Origin of the sequence: Flavobacterium sp. ACN6 (assembly GCF_002304005.1) — a bacterium.
Classification (GTDB): Bacteria; Bacteroidota; Bacteroidia; order Flavobacteriales; family Flavobacteriaceae; genus Flavobacterium.
The window spans coordinates 57,444-75,091 of record NZ_MRCQ01000013.1 but is presented as its reverse complement, the minus strand read 5'-3'; the positions used below and the strand labels follow the sequence as shown (position 1 = coordinate 75,091).

Annotated in this window: 14 protein-coding genes; 8 read left to right on the top strand and 6 right to left on the bottom strand. The window is 34.9% G+C overall.

Annotated features, from left to right (window positions below; all coding sequences use genetic code 11):
* The first annotated feature begins 355 nt into the window (after window positions 1-355).
* Window positions 356-2,035: a glycoside hydrolase family 28 protein gene (locus BSF42_RS17990; protein WP_095954482.1), complete on the top strand. Its 1,680-nt coding sequence runs from the start codon at window positions 356-358 to the stop codon at window positions 2,033-2,035.
* Window positions 2,036-2,209: 174 nt separating this feature from the next.
* Here BSF42_RS17990 and BSF42_RS17985 read toward each other — a convergent pair whose 3' ends face one another.
* From BSF42_RS17985 to BSF42_RS17970, 4 genes are all read right to left on the bottom strand, one after another.
* Entirely contained in the window at window positions 2,210-3,046 is an 837-nt protein-coding gene (locus BSF42_RS17985; RefSeq protein WP_095954481.1) for an amidohydrolase, read from the bottom strand.
* Between the two features lie 6 nt (window positions 3,047-3,052).
* The gene (locus BSF42_RS17980) at window positions 3,053-3,850 is read right to left on the bottom strand and encodes an SDR family oxidoreductase (protein ID WP_095954480.1); all 798 of its coding nucleotides are present in this window, start codon (window positions 3,848-3,850) and stop codon (window positions 3,053-3,055) included.
* A 212-nt stretch (window positions 3,851-4,062) separates the two neighbouring features.
* Complete coding sequence (locus tag BSF42_RS17975; RefSeq protein ID WP_095954479.1) at window positions 4,063-5,076, bottom strand: zinc-binding alcohol dehydrogenase family protein; 1,014 nt, start codon at window positions 5,074-5,076, stop codon at window positions 4,063-4,065.
* A gap of 177 nt (window positions 5,077-5,253) precedes the next feature.
* On the bottom strand, window positions 5,254-6,114 hold the full coding sequence (locus BSF42_RS17970; RefSeq protein ID WP_095954478.1) for a fumarylacetoacetate hydrolase family protein: 861 nt from the start codon (window positions 6,112-6,114) through the stop codon (window positions 5,254-5,256).
* Window positions 6,115-6,510: 396 nt separating this feature from the next.
* Here BSF42_RS17970 and BSF42_RS17965 point away from each other — a divergent pair, with 396 nt between their 5' ends.
* From BSF42_RS17965 to fucP, 7 genes are all read left to right on the top strand, one after another.
* Window positions 6,511-7,659, top strand: a complete 1,149-nt coding sequence (locus tag BSF42_RS17965) for an ABC transporter substrate-binding protein (RefSeq protein WP_095954477.1) — start codon at window positions 6,511-6,513, stop codon at window positions 7,657-7,659.
* On the top strand, window positions 7,656-8,798 hold the full coding sequence (locus tag BSF42_RS17960) for a CaiB/BaiF CoA-transferase family protein (RefSeq protein WP_095954476.1): 1,143 nt from the start codon (window positions 7,656-7,658) through the stop codon (window positions 8,796-8,798). The genes BSF42_RS17965 and BSF42_RS17960 overlap by 4 nt, the downstream gene beginning before the upstream one ends.
* Before the next feature lie 97 nt (window positions 8,799-8,895).
* The gene (locus BSF42_RS17955) at window positions 8,896-10,035 is read left to right on the top strand and encodes a CaiB/BaiF CoA-transferase family protein (RefSeq protein WP_095954475.1); all 1,140 of its coding nucleotides are present in this window, start codon (window positions 8,896-8,898) and stop codon (window positions 10,033-10,035) included.
* Entirely contained in the window at window positions 10,035-11,291 is a 1,257-nt protein-coding gene (locus BSF42_RS17950) for an extracellular solute-binding protein (RefSeq protein ID WP_095954474.1), read from the top strand. The genes BSF42_RS17955 and BSF42_RS17950 overlap by 1 nt, the downstream gene beginning before the upstream one ends.
* A 33-nt stretch (window positions 11,292-11,324) precedes the next feature.
* The gene (locus tag BSF42_RS17945; RefSeq protein WP_095954473.1) at window positions 11,325-12,398 is read left to right on the top strand and encodes a Gfo/Idh/MocA family protein; all 1,074 of its coding nucleotides are present in this window, start codon (window positions 11,325-11,327) and stop codon (window positions 12,396-12,398) included.
* Between the two features lie 108 nt (window positions 12,399-12,506).
* Window positions 12,507-12,947, top strand: a complete 441-nt coding sequence (locus BSF42_RS17940) for a MaoC/PaaZ C-terminal domain-containing protein (protein ID WP_095954472.1) — start codon at window positions 12,507-12,509, stop codon at window positions 12,945-12,947.
* 115 nt (window positions 12,948-13,062) lie between these two features.
* Window positions 13,063-14,367, top strand: a complete 1,305-nt coding sequence (fucP, locus tag BSF42_RS17935) for an L-fucose:H+ symporter permease (RefSeq protein ID WP_095954471.1) — start codon at window positions 13,063-13,065, stop codon at window positions 14,365-14,367.
* Window positions 14,368-15,374: 1,007 nt separating this feature from the next.
* Here the strand turns inward: fucP and BSF42_RS17930 are convergent.
* Both BSF42_RS17930 and BSF42_RS17925 read right to left on the bottom strand, forming a co-directional pair.
* Entirely contained in the window at window positions 15,375-15,875 is a 501-nt protein-coding gene (locus tag BSF42_RS17930) for a hypothetical protein (protein WP_095954470.1), read from the bottom strand.
* Between the two features lie 355 nt (window positions 15,876-16,230).
* Window positions 16,231-17,637, bottom strand: coding sequence for an efflux transporter outer membrane subunit (locus BSF42_RS17925; protein WP_095954469.1), 1,407 nt, complete (start codon window positions 17,635-17,637; stop codon window positions 16,231-16,233).
* Between the last annotated feature and the right edge of the window lie 11 nt (window positions 17,638-17,648).

The window sequence follows — 17,648 nt, the reverse complement described above, 5'->3', positions numbered from 1 at the left end:
GTATTTTTAACACTTTTACCAAATAATTGGGACAATTTAAAAGAATATAAAATCTCAGGCATCCTGTACCCTCCTGCTATCGCTACTAAAGATTCCTTTTGCAACGAAAATTCCCTGATAACAATGTGTTTTTTGAAAAGCTGAAAAAGTTAAATTCATAAAAAATCTGTGATAAACCAATTAAAATTGATGTTCAGTAATATTTTTTTAATAGATTTGTGTAATCGATTACATTATTAAATTAAAATTTAATAGGAATATTTTTTACTCATCAAATAAAAAATTAACATTTAAAAAATCGACTTAGCATTCAAAACGCGAATTCCAAAAATTACTTAACTATAATACAATTAGAATGAAAACTAACCGAATTAACCTTTTATGTATTGCTCTTACGTGTCTCGCGTTTAGCTTTTCCCATACAACTTCTGCTCAAAAATCTAATGATACGTACAAGAATATTGAATTTAAAATGGCTGAAGTCAAAGAACCTGCTATTCCACAGAACAGCGTAAATTTAAAAGACTTTGGCGCTGTAAATGGCGGTTATGTTCTGAATACAAAAGCTTTTGCAGATGCCCTAGATGCTCTTTCTAAAAAAGGAGGCGGAAAATTAATTATTCCTCCTGGAATATGGTTAACAGGACCAATCATTCTAAAAAGTAATATTGAACTTCATGCTCAAACTGGAGCGTTAATTAAGTTTTCTACAGATAAAACTTTATACCCAATTATTGAAACCAGTTTTGAAGGTTTGAATACTTGGCGCTGTATCTCTCCTATTTATGGTAAAAATTTGGAGAATGTAGCTTTTACCGGAAATGGTGTTTGGGATGGTTCAGGTGAAGCTTGGAGACAGGTTAAAAAAAGTAAACTGACCGATGAACAATGGAAGAAATTTGTAGCTTCTGGTGGAGTTTTAAATGAGAAAAAAGACAGTTGGTATCCTTCTGAACAATATTTAAAAGGCTCTAAAGGTGCAGATCAAAACGTTCGTCCTGATTTAAAAACGAAAGAAGATTTTGAAGCTATTCATGATTTCCTTCGTCCGGTTTTGGTGAGCATTCAAAATAGTAAAAGGGTTTTATTTGACGGACCTGTTTTTCAAAATTCACCTGCTTGGAATATTCATCCATTGCTGATTGAGGATTTAATTGTTCGAAATATAACGGTTCGCAATCCGTGGTTTTCTCAAAACGGCGATGGTCTTGATGTGGAATCCTGTAAAAATGTGATTATCGAAAATTCTAGTTTTGATGTGGGTGACGATGCAATTTGTATTAAATCCGGAAAAGACAAAGACGGTCGCGACAGAGGTGTTCCCTGCGAAAATATCATTGTAAAAAACAATATCGTGTATCACGGTCATGGTGGCGTAACGGTGGGAAGCGAAATGTCTGGCGGTGTAAAAAACCTGCATGTTTCCAACTGTACTTTTATGGGAACTGATGTTGGACTTCGTTTTAAAAGCACGCGCGGACGCGGTGGTGTTGTAGAAAATATTTTTATCTCGGATATTTTTATGACTGATATTCCGTCGCAAGCTATTTCTTTTGATTTGTATTATGGCGGAAAATCTATTGCTGAAACTCTTGCTGAAGGCGGTAATACAGTAACCACAAAATTGGTTCCTGTGAATGAAGAAACACCTCAATTTAAAAACATTTCAATCAAAAACATTACGATTAAAGGCGCACAACAGGCAGTGTTCTTACAAGGTCTACCTGAAATGAATTTAGAGAATATTGAAATCACAAACCTGATTGCTAAAGCTCAAAAAGGTTTTTCTATAATTGATGCGAACGGAATTAAAATCAGCAATGCTCAATTGGATATTGAATCAAAAAGTGCCTTCGAAATTTACAATACTAAAAACATCTCGCTGAAAAATATCGAGTTTAATCCTGCTTCTTCAAATACTATTACTATTAATGGTGAAGCAAGTAAGAATATTGATTTAAGTGGTTCTTCTACTAATTTTTCTAAGACTACTACTATTGATAAAAACGTTCCTAAAAAAGCAGTGAAATTTTAATTTTTTTTGAACTGTATAAGTGATATAAGTTCATTTAAAAAATGCGAATAAAAAAATCTCGCAAAGACGCCAAGTCGCTAAGAAAATAAAACTTTGCGACTTGGCGTCTTTGCGAGAACTATTTAAGAACCAACTAAATTAAACTTATATAACTTATATGGTTAAGAAAAAAAACTAACTGTTTAGTTTATAGAAAGCATTCGCATTCTCAAACCAAATTTTATTCTGATCTTCAACAGAATACTTCGAAATATAATCTTCTAAAGTTTTTACAACCTCGTCATAATCAGAAGCAACATTAAGAACTGGCCAATCTGAACCGTACATTAATTTATCAACAGAGAAATTTTCAAAAATGACATCTAAGTACGGTTTTAAATCTTCTGGCTTCCAGTTTTTCCAATCGGCTTCTGTAACCATTCCTGAGATTTTACACCAAACATTGTCGTATTTTGCAATTTCTTCAATGCCGCTTTTCCAAGAAAAAATAGTTTCTGATTTGATGTCTGGTTTTGCGATATGATCAATCACAAATTTTTGGTCTGGAAAATCTTGAACTAAACTTATTGCTGCTGGTAATTGACGTTCAAAAATCAATATATCATAAGTATAATCAAATGCTTTTAAAGCTTTAATTCCTCTTCGGAATGCTTCACCATACATAAAATCATCTGGCTCACCTTGAACAACATGTCTAAAACCTTTCAATTTTTTCTGATTTGAAAAGAAGTTTAAACGTTCTTCAATATTTTCACTTCTCAAATCTACCCAGCCTACAACGCCTTTGATAAAATCATTTTTTGAAGCTAAATCCAATAAAAAATGCGTTTCTTCTTCAGTCTGGCTTGCCTGCACTGCCACACATCCGTCAAATCCATTGACATTTAATAAAGGTTGTAAATCTTCTGGAAGAAAATCTCTTTGGATACTCTGCATCGTTTCGTCAATCCAGCTGTCTCGAATGGGATCAAACTTCCAAAAATGCTGATGGGAATCAATTCTTTTACTCATATCTTTTTAATTAACATCGCTGATTAAAGCGCGGTCTAAATGTACGTAACCTCCATCCACAAAAACAAATTGTCCTGTAGTATGCGATGATTTTTCGGAAATAATAAAAAGTGCTGTATCTGCAATTTCTTCTGTTTTAGTCATTCGGCTTTCCAGCGGAATACTTTTGTTGATTTTCTGTAAAACTGTTTCGCCGTCTGGCAGTGTTTTAATCCAATCCTCGTATGCGGGAGTATAACTTTCGGCAATAATAATCGCATTCGAACGAATTCCGTACTGAATCAAATCTACTGCCCATTCTCTAGTTAAACCCAAAACGCCGCCTTTCGCAGCAGCGTAACCTGAAGTTCCGCCCTGCCCTGTTAACGCCACTTTCGAACCGATATTTAAAATATTTCCTTTTGATTCTTTCAAATATGGCAGTGTATACTTAGCCATTAAAAAGTAACTTACTACATTCAATTTCAAAGAATTCATAAAATCATCGTAGCTTGATTCTAAACCTGCGCCGTCATTTACGCCAACATTATTAATTATAGCGTCGATTCTTCCGTATTTAGCTGCGATTACTTTTACAGCGTTTTCTATTGCAGTAGGATCGGTTACATCAGACTGTACAAATAAGGAATTAACGCCTCTTTTTTGAAGTCTTTCCACATATTCGAAACCTCTTGCATTTCTGTCAACTAAAACCGGAATGGCACCTTCATCTGCCAATCTGTTAACGATTGTTTCTCCAATACTGCCTTCTTTTCCAGCCGAACCAGAAACAACAACTATTTTATTTTTTAAGTTTAAATCCATTTTTGTGGGTATTAAGATTTATTTTAAACACATAGAAACATAGTTTTTAAAACCGCTCAAAGGCGTTTCACTTGCATTAACACACATAGCTATGTGTTAAGAAACTAGTTTCTTTTTTATTCTCTTTTACAAATAATAAAAATCTATGTTTCTATGTGTTTAATATTTATTCAGCATTTTTGTCAAGGATGACAAACTTTATTATAATACTTTTAGTCTATTTCAATTAACGCTTTAATCACATTGTTTTTAGGATCAATTAGTTTTCCAAAATCAGTTATCATTTCAGAAAAACTTGTTCTGTGTGTGATATACTTCTTCGGATCGATTTTACCTTCTTTCAAACATTTCATAACATATTCGAAATCTTCTATTGTCGCATTTCGGCTGCTCATTAAAGTCGATTCTCTTTTATGGAAATCAGGATGACTAAAACTCAATTCCCCTTTTTGAAGTCCAACCAAAACAAATCTTCCGCCATGCGAAATATAATTAAAAGCACTGTTCATTACTTTCTGATTTCCAGTCGCATCAATTACCACGTTTGCCATATCGCCATTTGTCAGTTCGGCTAATTTTTGAGCAACATCATCGTTTAACGGATTAATTGTTTCGTCCGCCTTTAATTCTGTTTTACAGAAATTCAATCTGTAATCGTTAATATCCATCACAATTACTTTTGCTCCAGCAATTTTAGCAAACTGAATCAGACCAATTCCGATTGGGCCCGCTCCCATTACCAAAACGGTATCAGTTGGTTTTACAGCTGCTCTTCTTACTCCGTGCGCTGCAATTGCCAAAGGCTCTACCAAAGCCAATTCATCATAATCTAAACCTTGACCGTGCAGTAAATATTGTTCTGGAATCGAAACATATTCAGCCATTCCGCCATCAATATGCACCCCAAAAACTTTAATATTTACACAGCAGTTTGTCAATCCGTTTCTGCAGGCAACACATTTTCCGCAGTTAAAATACGGAATAAAAGTTACTTTATCTCCCGGATTGAAACCTGCAGCATTTCCTTTTACATATTCGGCAGCCAATTCGTGACCCAAAACTCTTGGATATTCAAAATACGGCTGAGTACCGCCAAAAGCGTGAATATCAGTTCCGCAGATTCCGATTCTTTTAATTTTCAATAAAACTTCGCCTTCTTTTGGTTCTGGAATACTAGTTTCTTTCAATAGAAATTCCTGAGGCTTTTCGCAAACAATATATTTCATTTTTCGTTTCGTTTAAATTTCTAATTAGACGCGGATGATAAAGATTGGCTATCGCGAAGACTCGGATTAAACGGATTTTTCATTAATTTTCTTAAATATAAAATCTGTTCTAATCCGCGTTTTTACGAAGTAATCCGTTTTATCCGCGACACCATTCGTTAGTACAATAACAGATCGTTATATTACTTTTTGATATGTTACAGCCTTTTGTTTACTTGTTCCCAAACCTTCGATTCCAAGTTCCACAACATCGCCGGCTTTAATATAAATAGGATCTGGTTTTATGCCTAATCCAACTCCCGGAGGCGTTCCCGTACTGATAATATCGCCAGGAAGCAAAGTCATAAACTGACTTAAATAATGCACCAAATAAGGAATTTTAAAAACTAAATTTAAAGTATTACTGTCTTGGTATTTTTTACCATTTACAGTCAGCCACATCTTTAAATTATCAACATCTTCTATTTCGTCTTTTGTAGCCAAAAATGGTCCAAGAGGTGCAAACGTATCACTTCCTTTTCCTTTTGCCCATTGCCCGCCGCGCTCTAATTGAAAAGCTCTTTCGCTGTAATCGTTCAATAAAGCGTAACCCGCCACATAATCCAAAGCTTCAGCTTCTTCTACATAACTTGCTTTTTTTCCAACCACAAAAGCCAACTCCACTTCCCAGTCTGTCTTTTCACTATTTTTTGGAATAATCAAATCATCATCTGGCCCGCATAAAGAAGTTGTCGATTTAAAGAAAATTATAGGTTCCGTCGGAATCGGAGCATTTGTTTCTTTACAGTGATCAACGTAATTTAAACCAATGCAGATTATTTTTGAAGGTCTTGCCACTGGAGATCCTAAACGTACAGAAGCATCTACTTCTGGTAAAACTGGATTGCTTTCCAATGCTTTTTGTAATTTCCCTAATCCGTTTTCTTCAAAAAAACTTTCGTTAAAATCGGTTACAATCGAAGAAACGTCAAATCTCTTTTCTCCAATTAAAACTCCAGGTTTTTCTTTTCCGATTTCTCCAAAACGTATTAATTTCATATCGTATATTTTTAGTTGTTAGTTTATTTTTTATAATGAAATCAGTTCATCAACTGTATATCATTGCTGCAATTCTGCTTTTTTTAATTTCGAAATTCATCAAAAAACCAAAGCAAAATTAATAAATGTAAAAAACACAATTACAAAAATACTTTTTAAAAATTAATATTCGAGATATATTTCGTTTTCCGGTTCTTAAAATGACTAAACTTTAAATTTTTATAACATTTTTTAGACGGTTTGTAAAAATTATATCACTAATTATCGATTTATGTAAAAAAGATTTCTTAAAAAGAAAGGATTTCTTGTGCATTTAAATCTTATTTCTACTTTTGTAATTGTAAATTTTACATTTATTATTTCAAACGATTTCACTACCCAAAATTCCTATACAAAATGATAAAATTAAAAGGCATAACTTGGAACCACACAAGAGGTTTGCTTCCTATGGTTGCTACATCGCAGCGTTTTACTGAATTACATCCTGATGTTGAAATTTCTTGGGAGAAAAGAAGTTTACAAGAATTTGCAGATGCTTCTATCGAAGACTTAGCCAAAAGATTTGATTTGTTAGTAATTGATCATCCTTGGACAGGATTTGGAGCGCAGACTAAAGCGATTCTTCCGTTATCTGATTATTTATCAAACGAATATATTAAAGATCAAGAAATAAATACTGTTGGAAAATCGTACGGAAGTTATGTTTTTCACGACAAATTATGGGCGCTTCCTATCGATGCTGCAACTCCGGTTGCGTCTGCACGCTTGGATCTTTTAGAAAAAAACAATTTAGAAGTCCCTAAAACTTACGATGATTTATTGGCTTTAGCGAAAAAAGGCTTAGTAGCTTTTGCTGGAATTCCGGTGGATGTTTTGATGAGTTTTTATATGTTTTGCTGTAGTTTAGGCGAAGCTCCTTTTCTTTCTGAAGAAAAAGTGATTTCTGAAACGACAGGAATCAAAGCACTTCAAATGTTTAGAGAATTAGCGCAGTTGATTGATCCTGCAAACTTTAACAGAAATCCTATTCAGGTTTATGAAGCAATGGTCAATTCAGACGAAATTGCCTATTGCCCTTTTGCTTATGGTTATTCTAATTATTCTCGCATTGGCTACAGCCAGAACCTTTTACATTTTTATGATTTAGTAAAATTGAATAATAAACCAATGATTTCTTCTTTGGGAGGAACTGGATTAGCTGTTTCTTCATTCAGCGAACATATTGAAGAAGCGATAAAATATGCCGAATTTACAGGTTCGTCTCAAGCACAGCAAAATATTTATACCGATAATGGCGGTCAGCCTGGACATTTACAAGCTTGGAAAAGTGAAAGAATTAATGGCGTGACGCACGATTATTTCAAAAATACTTTGCCAGCTCTAGAACGCGCTTTCCTTCGTCCGAGATATTACGGTCACATGTATTTCCAAGATCACGCAGGTGATGTGGTTCGTAATTATTTGATGAAAGGCGGAGACGAATTAAAAGTATTGGAAGAAATGAATTCGCTTTATGCGGAATCTCTAAAAATTCAAACGATATGAGACCTTTAGAAGGACTAATAGTTCTGGAATTCTGCCAGTTTTTAGCAGGACCTTCGGCTGGCTTAAAACTAGCCGATTTGGGAGCGCGCGTTATCAAAATCGAACGTCCAGTTAAAGGTGAAGCCTGCAGACAATTGAGTATTAAAGATTTATTTGTCGATGACAGCAGTTTACTTTTTCATACGATAAACCGAAATAAAGAATCTTTTGCAGCCGATTTAAAAAATCCTGACGATTTAGTTTTGATTAAAAAACTAATCGAAAAGGCTGATATTATGACCCATAATTTCAGACCTGGAGTGATGGAAAAAATCGGATTAGATTTTGAAAATTCACTTTCTATTAATCCGAAAATTATATACGGAACCATAACAGGTTACGGAAATAAAGGTCCGTGGGCCAAAAAACCGGGACAAGATTTATTATTACAATCGCTTTCTGGATTAAGCTGGCTGAGCGGACGCAAAAGTCAAGGTCCAGTTCCTTTTGGTTTAGCAGTTGCCGATTTAATGTGCGGGAATCATTTTGTACAGGGAATTTTAGCGGCACTTTTAAAAAGAGCTAAAACTAAAAAAGGAGTTGTGGTAGAAGTCAGCTTGCTGGAATCTATTTTAGATGTACAATTTGAAGCGATTACTTCTTTCCTAAATGACGGAGGACAGCTTCCTGAAAGAGGTGATATTAAAGGAAGTGCACATGCTTTTTTGAGTGCTCCTTATGGCGTTTACCAAACACAAGACGGCTATTTGTCGCTTGCTATGGGCGATTTGATTTTTATCGGAAAAGCATTAGGTTTAAACTTAAATCAATATGCAGATAAACATCTTTGGTTTGAAAAACGAGATGAAATCAGAACGATTTTAAGCGAAAGAATAAAAACACAATCTTCTGATTATTGGATTGAAGTATTGCAAAAAGAAAGCATTTGGTGCGGTAAAGTTTTTAATTACGAAGATTTAGATAATCAGCCTTTTGTAAATGAATTACAGCTGAAACAAACCGTAAAAAATAGCGAAGGCGAAACTTTGGTTACCACAAGAAGTCCGATTCAATTGGATGGAGAAATTCTGTTAAGTGAAAAAGCAGCGCCAAAAGTTGGACAAGACAATTTGAATATACATAAAGAGTTTATTAGCTAGATTGTTGAATCGTTTATTTGTTTAATCGTTTAATCGTATTAAACAAATCGACGAATTAACGGTTAAACAAATAAACGATAAAACGGTTAAACACAACATGAAACCATTAGAAGATTATTTAATTGTAGATTTCAGTCAGTTTCTTTCGGGTCCGTCGGCGAGTTTGCGTCTGGCCGATCTGGGCGCTCGCGTGATAAAAATTGAAAAACCGGGAACGGGAGATATCTGCCGTACTTTATATACTTCTGATTTGATTATGAACGGCGAATCGTCAGTTTTTCATACCATCAACAGAAACAAAGAATCTTTTGCAATTGATTTTAAACAGCCAGAAGAACTTCAAAAACTAAAAAAATTATTAGCCAAAGCTGATGTTGTCATGCACAATTTCAGACCCGGCGTGATGGAACGCATCGGTTTGAGTTATGATGAAGTTAAAAGTATAAATCCAAATGTGATTTACGCTTCTATTTCAGGTTTTGGAGAACATCCAGATTTAAAAGATTTGCCGGGGCAGGATTTGCTTTTGCAGTCTTTAACAGCACTAACTTGGTTAAGCGGTAATCAGGAAGACGGTCCCGTACCAATGGGACTATCGATTGTAGACATGCTTGCCGGAGCACATTTAGCGCAAGGAATTTTGGCTGCATTGTACAGAAAAGCAACTCATAATATTGGCGCACAAATTCAGGTTAGTATGCTCGAATCGGCTTTTGATTTTCAATTTGAGACTATTACAACCTATTTTAATGACGGCGGAGAACTTCCTGTTCGAACCAAAACCAATAATGCACACGCTTATCTGGGCGCACCATACGGAATTTACAAAACCAAAAACGGTTATTTAGCATTGGCAATGGGATCAATTCCTGTTTTGGCTTCTCTACTAAAATGTGATGCTTTATTACAATTTCCTGAAAATAATTTTACACTTAGAGACGAAATAAAAAATATTCTTGCCGATCATTTACAAACGCAGGAAACCCAATTCTGGCTGGATATTTTAGAACCAGCAGATATTTGGTGTGCGGGAGTTTTAAACTATCAGCAATTATTTGAAGAAGATGGTTTTAAGGTTTTGAATTTTACGCAGCAAGTTGAAATGCTTGACGGTTACACCTATAAAACAACACGCTGTCCGATAAAAATTGACGGTGAATATCTGACTTCTGAAAAAGGCTCGCCAAAATTAGGTCAGGACAACGAAAAAATTATTAAAGAATTTATTAACTACTGATGGAAAAAATTAGAATCGCCGTTCGAAAATTCGATCCGTTCGAAAGTACACTTCAAAAATTGTGGGATGCATTTTCTCTTCAAAACAATATAAAAATTGAAGCAGAAATGATTCCGTTGGAACTTCATGATTTATACGAAACTACAATTTCCGAAAAAGGTTTAAAAGACGGAAAATGGGACATTGCCCATATCAACACCGATTGGATTTTTGATGCTGTAAACGAAAATGCGGTTCTTAATTTATTTTCCTTAATTGGAGAAAATCCACCCGAAAATTATCCTTTTGGATGGCATAAATCGCTTTTGCATTTACAAAAACTAAGTAATGGCATTTTCGGACTTCCTTTTCATGACGGCCCAGAATGTCTGATCTACCGAAAAGATTTATTCGAAAACGAAACGGAAAAAGAGAATTTTAAAAAACAGTTTGGTTACGAACTTTCTACACCAAAAACGTGGCAGGAATTCGCAGAAATTGCCACATTTTTTAATCGTCCCGAACAAAATTTATACGGTTCTGTGTTTGCCAATTATCCAGACGGACATAATATGGTTTTTGACTTTTGTCTGCAATTATGGACAAGAGGCGGTTCTTTGTTAAACAAAAAAAATCAGATTGACATTCATAATGAAGCAGCAATAAAAGCATTGGATTTTTACAGAAAAATGGTCAATGATGCAACTGCTGTTCATCCAAAATCGAGAGAATTTGGTTCCGTTGAAGCGGGTCTGGCTTTCGCCGAAGGACAAGCGGCAATGGCCATAAATTGGTTTGGATTTGCTTCGATGGCAGAAGTAATTGAAGAATCGAAAGTAAAAGGAAAAATTGACATCACTTCCCTCCCATCTGATCCTGGTCATAAAACAGCTTCTTTGAATGTATATTGGCTGTATACTATTGGTTCAGGAAGTAAACACAAAAAACTGGCTTATGATTTTTTACGTTTTGCAACTACTCCCGAAAGTGATAAATTATTAACCAAGGAAGGCGGTATTGGATGCAGGAAATCAACTTGGAAAGACGAAGAAATCAATACTTTAATTCCATTTTATCATAAACTGGAAATGCTTCATGAAAATGCATTCACATTACCCCAAACCCCAATCTGGCCAAAAGTAGCTGAACTTATTGACGGCGTAGTTTTAAAAGCCATTGAAACTGATATTTCGTCTGAAATACTTTTAGAAGAAACTCAGAAAAAAATAAGAAAATTAAGTCAAGGAACAACATTACATGGCTCTGTCAAAAATTAAACTTGGCAGGCTTAATTTATAAATATAGAACAAATGAATATTCAATATAAACCTTTACTTCCCCAAACAGAACAGCCAATTGTAATTATTGGAGCAAGTGGTATTGTAAAAGATGCGCACCTTCCTGCTTATGAAATGGCTGGTTTTAAAGTTTTTGGTATTACCAACAGAACGATCTCAAAAGCATACGATTTACAGAAACAATTCAAAATTGATCATGTTTTTGAAAGTGTTGCAGATGCCGTTAAAAATGCTCCTTCGAATGCAGTTTACGATATTACCGTTTTACCTGATCAATACATTGAAATTTTAGAACAATTGCCTGACGGTGCCGCGGTTTTGATTCAGAAACCAATGGGAAATGATTTGACTCAGGCACGAGAAATTGTAGAAGTTTGCGAAAGAAAAAATCTGGTTGCTGCAATCAACTTTCAACTGCGATTTGCTTCATTTGTAAGTGCTGCCCGTTATTTAATTAACGAAGGAATTATTGGTCAGCTATATGATTTAGAATTCAAAGTTACCGTAAATACACCTTGGGAATTATTTCCTTTAATTAAAGAACATCCAAGATTGGAAATTCTTTTTCATAGTGTACATTATATCGATTGTATTCGTTCTTTCTTAGGGAATCCGAAAGGTGTAATGGCAAAGACGGCTAAACATCCGCTTAAAAAATTATCTTCAAGCAGATCGACAATTATACTAGATTATGCCGAAGATCTGCATGTTGTCATCAATACGAATCACGATCATCATTTTGGACCAAAACATGAAGAAAGTTATATTAAATGGGAAGGAACAAAAGGCGCAATTCGAGCAAAAATGGGCTTATTAATGAACTATCCTGACGGTCTTCCGGACATTTTTGAATATGCTTTGGCGAAAAAAGATAACGAAAAGGAATACGAATGGACCGAAGTTAAACTGGAAGGTTCTTGGTTTCCAGAAGCATTTATTGGGGCAATGTCAAATCTGATGCGCTACAAGGAAGGTTCTGACTCAACATTATCTGCCAGCGTCCAAGATGTTCTAGGAACAATGAAAGTTGTAGAGGCCTGCTACATCAGCAGTAAAAATGGCGGTATTTCTTTTGATGAAGTGTAATTAAAACACTATATTTCAAAACCAAAAAAAACAAATTTAAGCCTTCTTCAAACAAACGTAATTTTGACATTTATTTAAGAGTAAGGCCGGTAAAAAAATATCAAGAATATGTATTTTAAATCGACTTTTTTCGAAGATTATAAAATCGACGACAAACGAGTAACATTAGGCAGAACCATAACTGAAACTGATTTTGTGGTTCATGCAGGACATACTGGCGATTTCTTCCCGCACCACATGGATGAAGAATGGTGTAAAACACAGCCATTTGGACAAAGAATTGCACACGGAACTATGGTTTTCAGTATCGGAATCGGCTTGACAGCATCAGAAATAAATCCTGAAGCTTTTTCTAGAGGATACGACAAAATGCGTTTTGTAAAACCAGTTCATATTGGCGATACTATTCACTCTGAAGTAACTATCTCCGAAAAAGGAGAAGCTAAAAACCCTGAAATGGGAACCGTAACTGAACATGTAGAAATCATTAACCAACGCGGTGAAGTCGTTTTGGTTTGTGACCATTTACTTTTGGTAAAGAAAAAATGATTTTTCTTCAAGGGACAAAGGTTCAAAGGTGCAGAGGGACAGAGGTTTCTTCACTTTGAGCCTTTGTCCCTTTGTACCTCTGAACCTAAAAAATTAACAAAAAACTATCTAAACAATGCAAATTACAAACCAAGCCGGTGATCAACACGAAGTGCCGACAGAAGGCGGAAAGGGAAATCAATATCTTTTGCCTTTTATTCTCGTTACCTGCCTATTTTTTCTTTGGGGAATGGCCCACAATTTAGATTCTGTGTTGATTCCGCACTTAAAAAAAGCTTGCGAATTAAACAATCGCCAATCTACTTTAATTGATACCTCTGTTTTCTTTGCTTATTTTATAATGGCAATTCCTGCGGGGATGCTGATTAAAAGATTTGGCTATAAAAACAGTATTATTACGGGACTTTTAGTATTTGCTGTTGGAGCCTTTTTATTTGTGCCTGCGGCTAATACCAGAACTTACGAATTATTTCTATTTGCACTTTTTGTAATTGGATGTGGTTTGACTATTTTAGAAACCAGTGCGAATCCGTACGCAGCGATATTAGGTCCAGCTGAATCTTCTTCAAAACGACTGAATTTAGCAGCATCTTTCAACGGATTAGCTGCAATGGTTGCTCCTATTGTTGGTTCGCTTTTTATTCTTTCTGGAACAAATCATACACCAGAGCAAATGGCAGCAATGCCTGAGGCAGAAAAAGCAGCTTATTTATTAGGTGAGGCAGCATCTGTAAAAATGCCTTACATCGTATTAGGTAGTATATTGGTTCTTGTTGCTATTGTTTTCTACTTTGTGCAATTGCCTTCCATGAAAACAACCCATACTGAGGCCGAAATTAAACCTGGTTTTTTCTCTGTTTTAAAATTCAGACATTTAAGCTGGGGCGTTGTGGCTCAATTTTTCTATGTTGGTGCACAGGTTTGTATTACTAGTTTCTTTATTCGTATAGCACAGCAAGGTGCCGGATTAGACGAAAAAACGGCTGGATACTACTTAGGAATCTATGGTTTCCTTTTTATGGCAGGACGTTTTATTGGTACATTCTTTTTACGTTTTGTAAAAGATTATGTATTGCTTTCTATCTATTGCGTAATGAGTGCTACACTTTGTTTAGTTGCTATTTATGGCTCTGGAATCGTTGTTATTTATGCGCTTGGAGGAATCGGATTTTTTATGTCTATTATGTTTCCAACTATTTTTTCATTGGGTATTAAAGGCTTAAAATCGAATACGGAAACAGGATCTTCTTGGCTGGTAATGTCGATTGTTGGAGGAGCAATTATTCCTTATGGAATGGGAACTTTAATCGATATGAATCATGATGATATTCAATCAGGATATATTATTCCGCTCGTTTGCTTTTTGATTATTCTTTCTTTCGGGGCTTTTGGTCACAAAGTAAAAGCAGTGTCTGAATAAGAAATTCAATTTTATAATTAAAAGGAGGTTTCTCAAAATGAGATTACCTCCTTTTTTTATTGGGATTTGATGTCATAAAAATAGTATCGCTAAACGTTTTCCACGGTTGAAAACGCGGGCTATATTTGAATATATTATTTTGTATACACTTGATATATTTCGCCTCGCTGAGGCTTTTATCTTGGAGAAAATGCGATTGTGTCAATATTTCGCTACGTTTCCTACGGTTGAAACCACGGGCTATATTTGAATATATTATTTTGTATACACTTAATATATTTTGCCTTTCACAGGCTTTTATGTTGGAGAAAATGCGTTTGTATCAATATTTCGCTACGTTCCCACGGTTAAAACCGTGGGCTATATTTGAATATATTATTTTGTATACACTTGATATATTTCGCCTCTCTGAGGCTTTTATGTTGTGAGAAAATGCGCTTCTATAAATATAACGTCCTGCTGGGACTTTATTTTAAAGCTCCAGCAGAGCGTAATGTTTGTAGCCAAAAAAATAGAACACAATGAAATAAAGCTCCAGAGGAGCGTGATATTTGCAGCCAACAAAATACACATAATATATTTCGCCTCTCTGAGGCTTTTATGTTGCGAGAAATGCGCTTCTATAAATATAACGTCCCGCTGGGACTTTATTTTAAAGCTCCAGCAGAGCGTAATGTTTATAGCTAAAAATAGGACACAATGAAATAAAGCTCCATAGGAGCGTGATATTTAAAGCCAACAATATACACACTACGAAATAAAGCTTCAGAGGAGCGATATAATACTCTTATAAGATGAATCATTATCCCCACACGATTCCCGCGGTTGAAACCGCAGGCTATATTTGAATATATTATTTGTATACACTTAATATATTTCGCCTTCCACAGGCTTTTATGTTGTGAGAAAATGCGCTTCTATAAATATAACGTCCCTCTGGGACTTCTTTATAAAATCAAAAACGCCTCCAAAAATTGGAGGCGTTTCTTTTTAGTCATGTTTAAGGACTAACGGTGTTTGCCATTAGAATGATCGTGGTTTTTGTCTGACTGTTGTTTGGAGTTTTTATTTCCTTTGTTATTATTTTTATTATCCTGCTTTTGCTGTCCTTTTGGTTTAGCATATTTTACTGGTTTTTCTCCTCTGTTTTTTTGAGGTTTTCCATGATAACCTTTTGGATAACTTGCTCTGTGTTTGGTATGATATGAGTACGGAGAATCTCCTCTATAATCAGTCAAAACAACTTTGTAACCTGAATACAAATCATATTGTCTGTATTTTGAAGGAAGTCTTTTTTCTCTGATCCATTTTCCTCCATTATCGTAGATAAAGGAACTTTGATTTACGTCATAATAAACATCGATATCTGGCAGGTAATAATATCTGCTGTCATCGTAACCTTGTGGTCCCCAATTTGGCGGAGTTCCAATATTTACATTAACGGACACTTGCGCATGGGCGAAAAATACACTCATAAAGAGCACTGAGGCAAATACTAACTTTTTCATGTTTTTAGATTTTAAATATTAATTTAGTAGATATGAATCTAAAGTAATGCCAATATTTAAGGTTAGCGCATTCATTATACAGAACGGTAAAACTAATCGACGAATAGTACTTTTCAACCGATATACATTCTATAAAAAAAAGCCTCATTTCTGAGGCTTTTTTAGTCATGTTTTTATTAAAAATCAAGCGATCATCTAATTATGATGTTGTGGAACTTTATCGCCTATAAATGTGAATTCAATTATTTATCTTATTGTCCAAAATTATATATAATTTATGGATACTAAATATTATTTAGACCAAAGACAGAATTATAACGACAAACGGCCATTTTTTTCAAAAAATCAGATCATTTTATTTCCATCCTCCACCTAAAGCTCTGTATAAATTAACTAAAGCTTGCAGTTTTTGAAGATTATCATTGATTCCATTTAATTGTGCTGTCAAAAGATTTTGCTCTGAAGTCAATACATCTGTATAATTCGTAGCCGAGCTATATTCCAAAAGCTGTTGTGTAAAATCAACCGCTTTTTCTAAAGCATCAATTTGTTTTTGTCTTGAATCTTCTTTTTCAACTGCCATTTGATACGAATACAAGGCGTTTGAAACTTCCTGACCAGCGATTAAAAGACTTTGCTGAAAATTATTGTAAGCCTGTAATTGTTGTGACTGTGCCGTTGTCAATCTCATTTTATTCAATCCCTGATTAAAAATGGGCTGCGTTAAACCTCCAATTATAGAGTAAAAAATCGAATTGGTAAAAAAGTCTTTCAACTCTAAATTCGAGAATCCGCTGCTTGCAGTAAGAGTTAAACTTGGGTAAAAATAAGTTTTAGCCAAATTTGTTGATTCAAAAGCCACTCTGAAATTAAATTCCGCTTGACGGACATCTGGACGATTTTCCAACAGTTGAGAAGGTACTCCAACAGCAAGAGTTTCTGGAATAACCTGTGTTCCAATTTCACCTCTGTCAATTGGTCCTGGAGCTTGTCCTAATAAAATATTTAGGGCATTTTCCGTTTCACGAATGCTTTGCTTCAAATCTGGAATTAAAACTTCAGCTGCATGTTGGTTTGCTTCACTTTGAACAACCGCAGCACCTGTAACAATTGCACCTTCTTTTAAAGCTTTAATTGTTTCCACGTTTTTGATACGGCTTTCTAATGTTTCTTTCGTGATTTTTAATGATTCATCGTATGACAACAATAAAAAATAATTGTTAGCAATATCTGAAATTAATTGTGTTTGAACTGCCTGTTTTGCTGCATCTGTTGCTAAATAAGATGCCAAAGCCGCTCTTTTAGAACTGCTTAGTTTTCCCCAAATATCAGCTTCCCAAGAAGTACTTAAACCTAACTTATACGTTGTCGTTAAAGTATTGATATTAATTCCCGGAGGAAAGTTAAGTCCAGCTTCAGATTGCTTCGTATGTGTTGCATTTGCATCCAATTGTAATGTTGGATAATAAGCTAACTTACTTTGACGTAAAGAAGCTCGTGCCTGCACAATATTCTCAATGGCATTTTTCAGGTTAAGATTTTGATCTAAACCTTTCTGAATTAATGCATTTAGTTTTTGATCTTTAAAAACGCTCTGCCACGGCATATTAGCAATCGTAGTTGAATCGGTAGAAACCTCATCACGATAAAGCTTATCTGTCGAGAGTGTAGTTGGGCGTTCGTACTTTTTGGTAATCGAGCACGCACTTAAAAGTGCGGCTGTAATTACCATAAGAATATATTTATTTGAACTATTCGTCATCTCTGTTTTTA

What these genes read in the sequence shown, in the direction of transcription:
- BSF42_RS17940 (WP_095954472.1), top strand. Translation starts at nt 12,507, where the DNA reads ATGTATTTTAAATCGACTTTTTTCGAAGATTATAAAATCGACGACAAA.
- BSF42_RS17960 (WP_095954476.1), top strand. Translation starts at nt 7,656, where the DNA reads ATGAGACCTTTAGAAGGACTAATAGTTCTGGAATTCTGCCAGTTTTTA.
- fucP (WP_095954471.1), top strand. Translation starts at nt 13,063, where the DNA reads ATGCAAATTACAAACCAAGCCGGTGATCAACACGAAGTGCCGACAGAA.
- BSF42_RS17970 (WP_095954478.1), bottom strand. Translation starts at nt 6,114, where the DNA reads ATGAAATTAATACGTTTTGGAGAAATCGGAAAAGAAAAACCTGGAGTT.
- BSF42_RS17950 (WP_095954474.1), top strand. Translation starts at nt 10,035, where the DNA reads ATGGAAAAAATTAGAATCGCCGTTCGAAAATTCGATCCGTTCGAAAGT.
- BSF42_RS17945 (WP_095954473.1), top strand. Translation starts at nt 11,325, where the DNA reads ATGAATATTCAATATAAACCTTTACTTCCCCAAACAGAACAGCCAATT.
- BSF42_RS17980 (WP_095954480.1), bottom strand. Translation starts at nt 3,850, where the DNA reads ATGGATTTAAACTTAAAAAATAAAATAGTTGTTGTTTCTGGTTCGGCT.
- BSF42_RS17925 (WP_095954469.1), bottom strand. Translation starts at nt 17,637, where the DNA reads ATGACGAATAGTTCAAATAAATATATTCTTATGGTAATTACAGCCGCA.
- BSF42_RS17955 (WP_095954475.1), top strand. Translation starts at nt 8,896, where the DNA reads ATGAAACCATTAGAAGATTATTTAATTGTAGATTTCAGTCAGTTTCTT.
- BSF42_RS17965 (WP_095954477.1), top strand. Translation starts at nt 6,511, where the DNA reads ATGATAAAATTAAAAGGCATAACTTGGAACCACACAAGAGGTTTGCTT.
- BSF42_RS17990 (WP_095954482.1), top strand. Translation starts at nt 356, where the DNA reads ATGAAAACTAACCGAATTAACCTTTTATGTATTGCTCTTACGTGTCTC.
- BSF42_RS17930 (WP_095954470.1), bottom strand. Translation starts at nt 15,875, where the DNA reads ATGAAAAAGTTAGTATTTGCCTCAGTGCTCTTTATGAGTGTATTTTTC.
- BSF42_RS17985 (WP_095954481.1), bottom strand. Translation starts at nt 3,046, where the DNA reads ATGAGTAAAAGAATTGATTCCCATCAGCATTTTTGGAAGTTTGATCCC.
- BSF42_RS17975 (WP_095954479.1), bottom strand. Translation starts at nt 5,076, where the DNA reads ATGAAATATATTGTTTGCGAAAAGCCTCAGGAATTTCTATTGAAAGAA.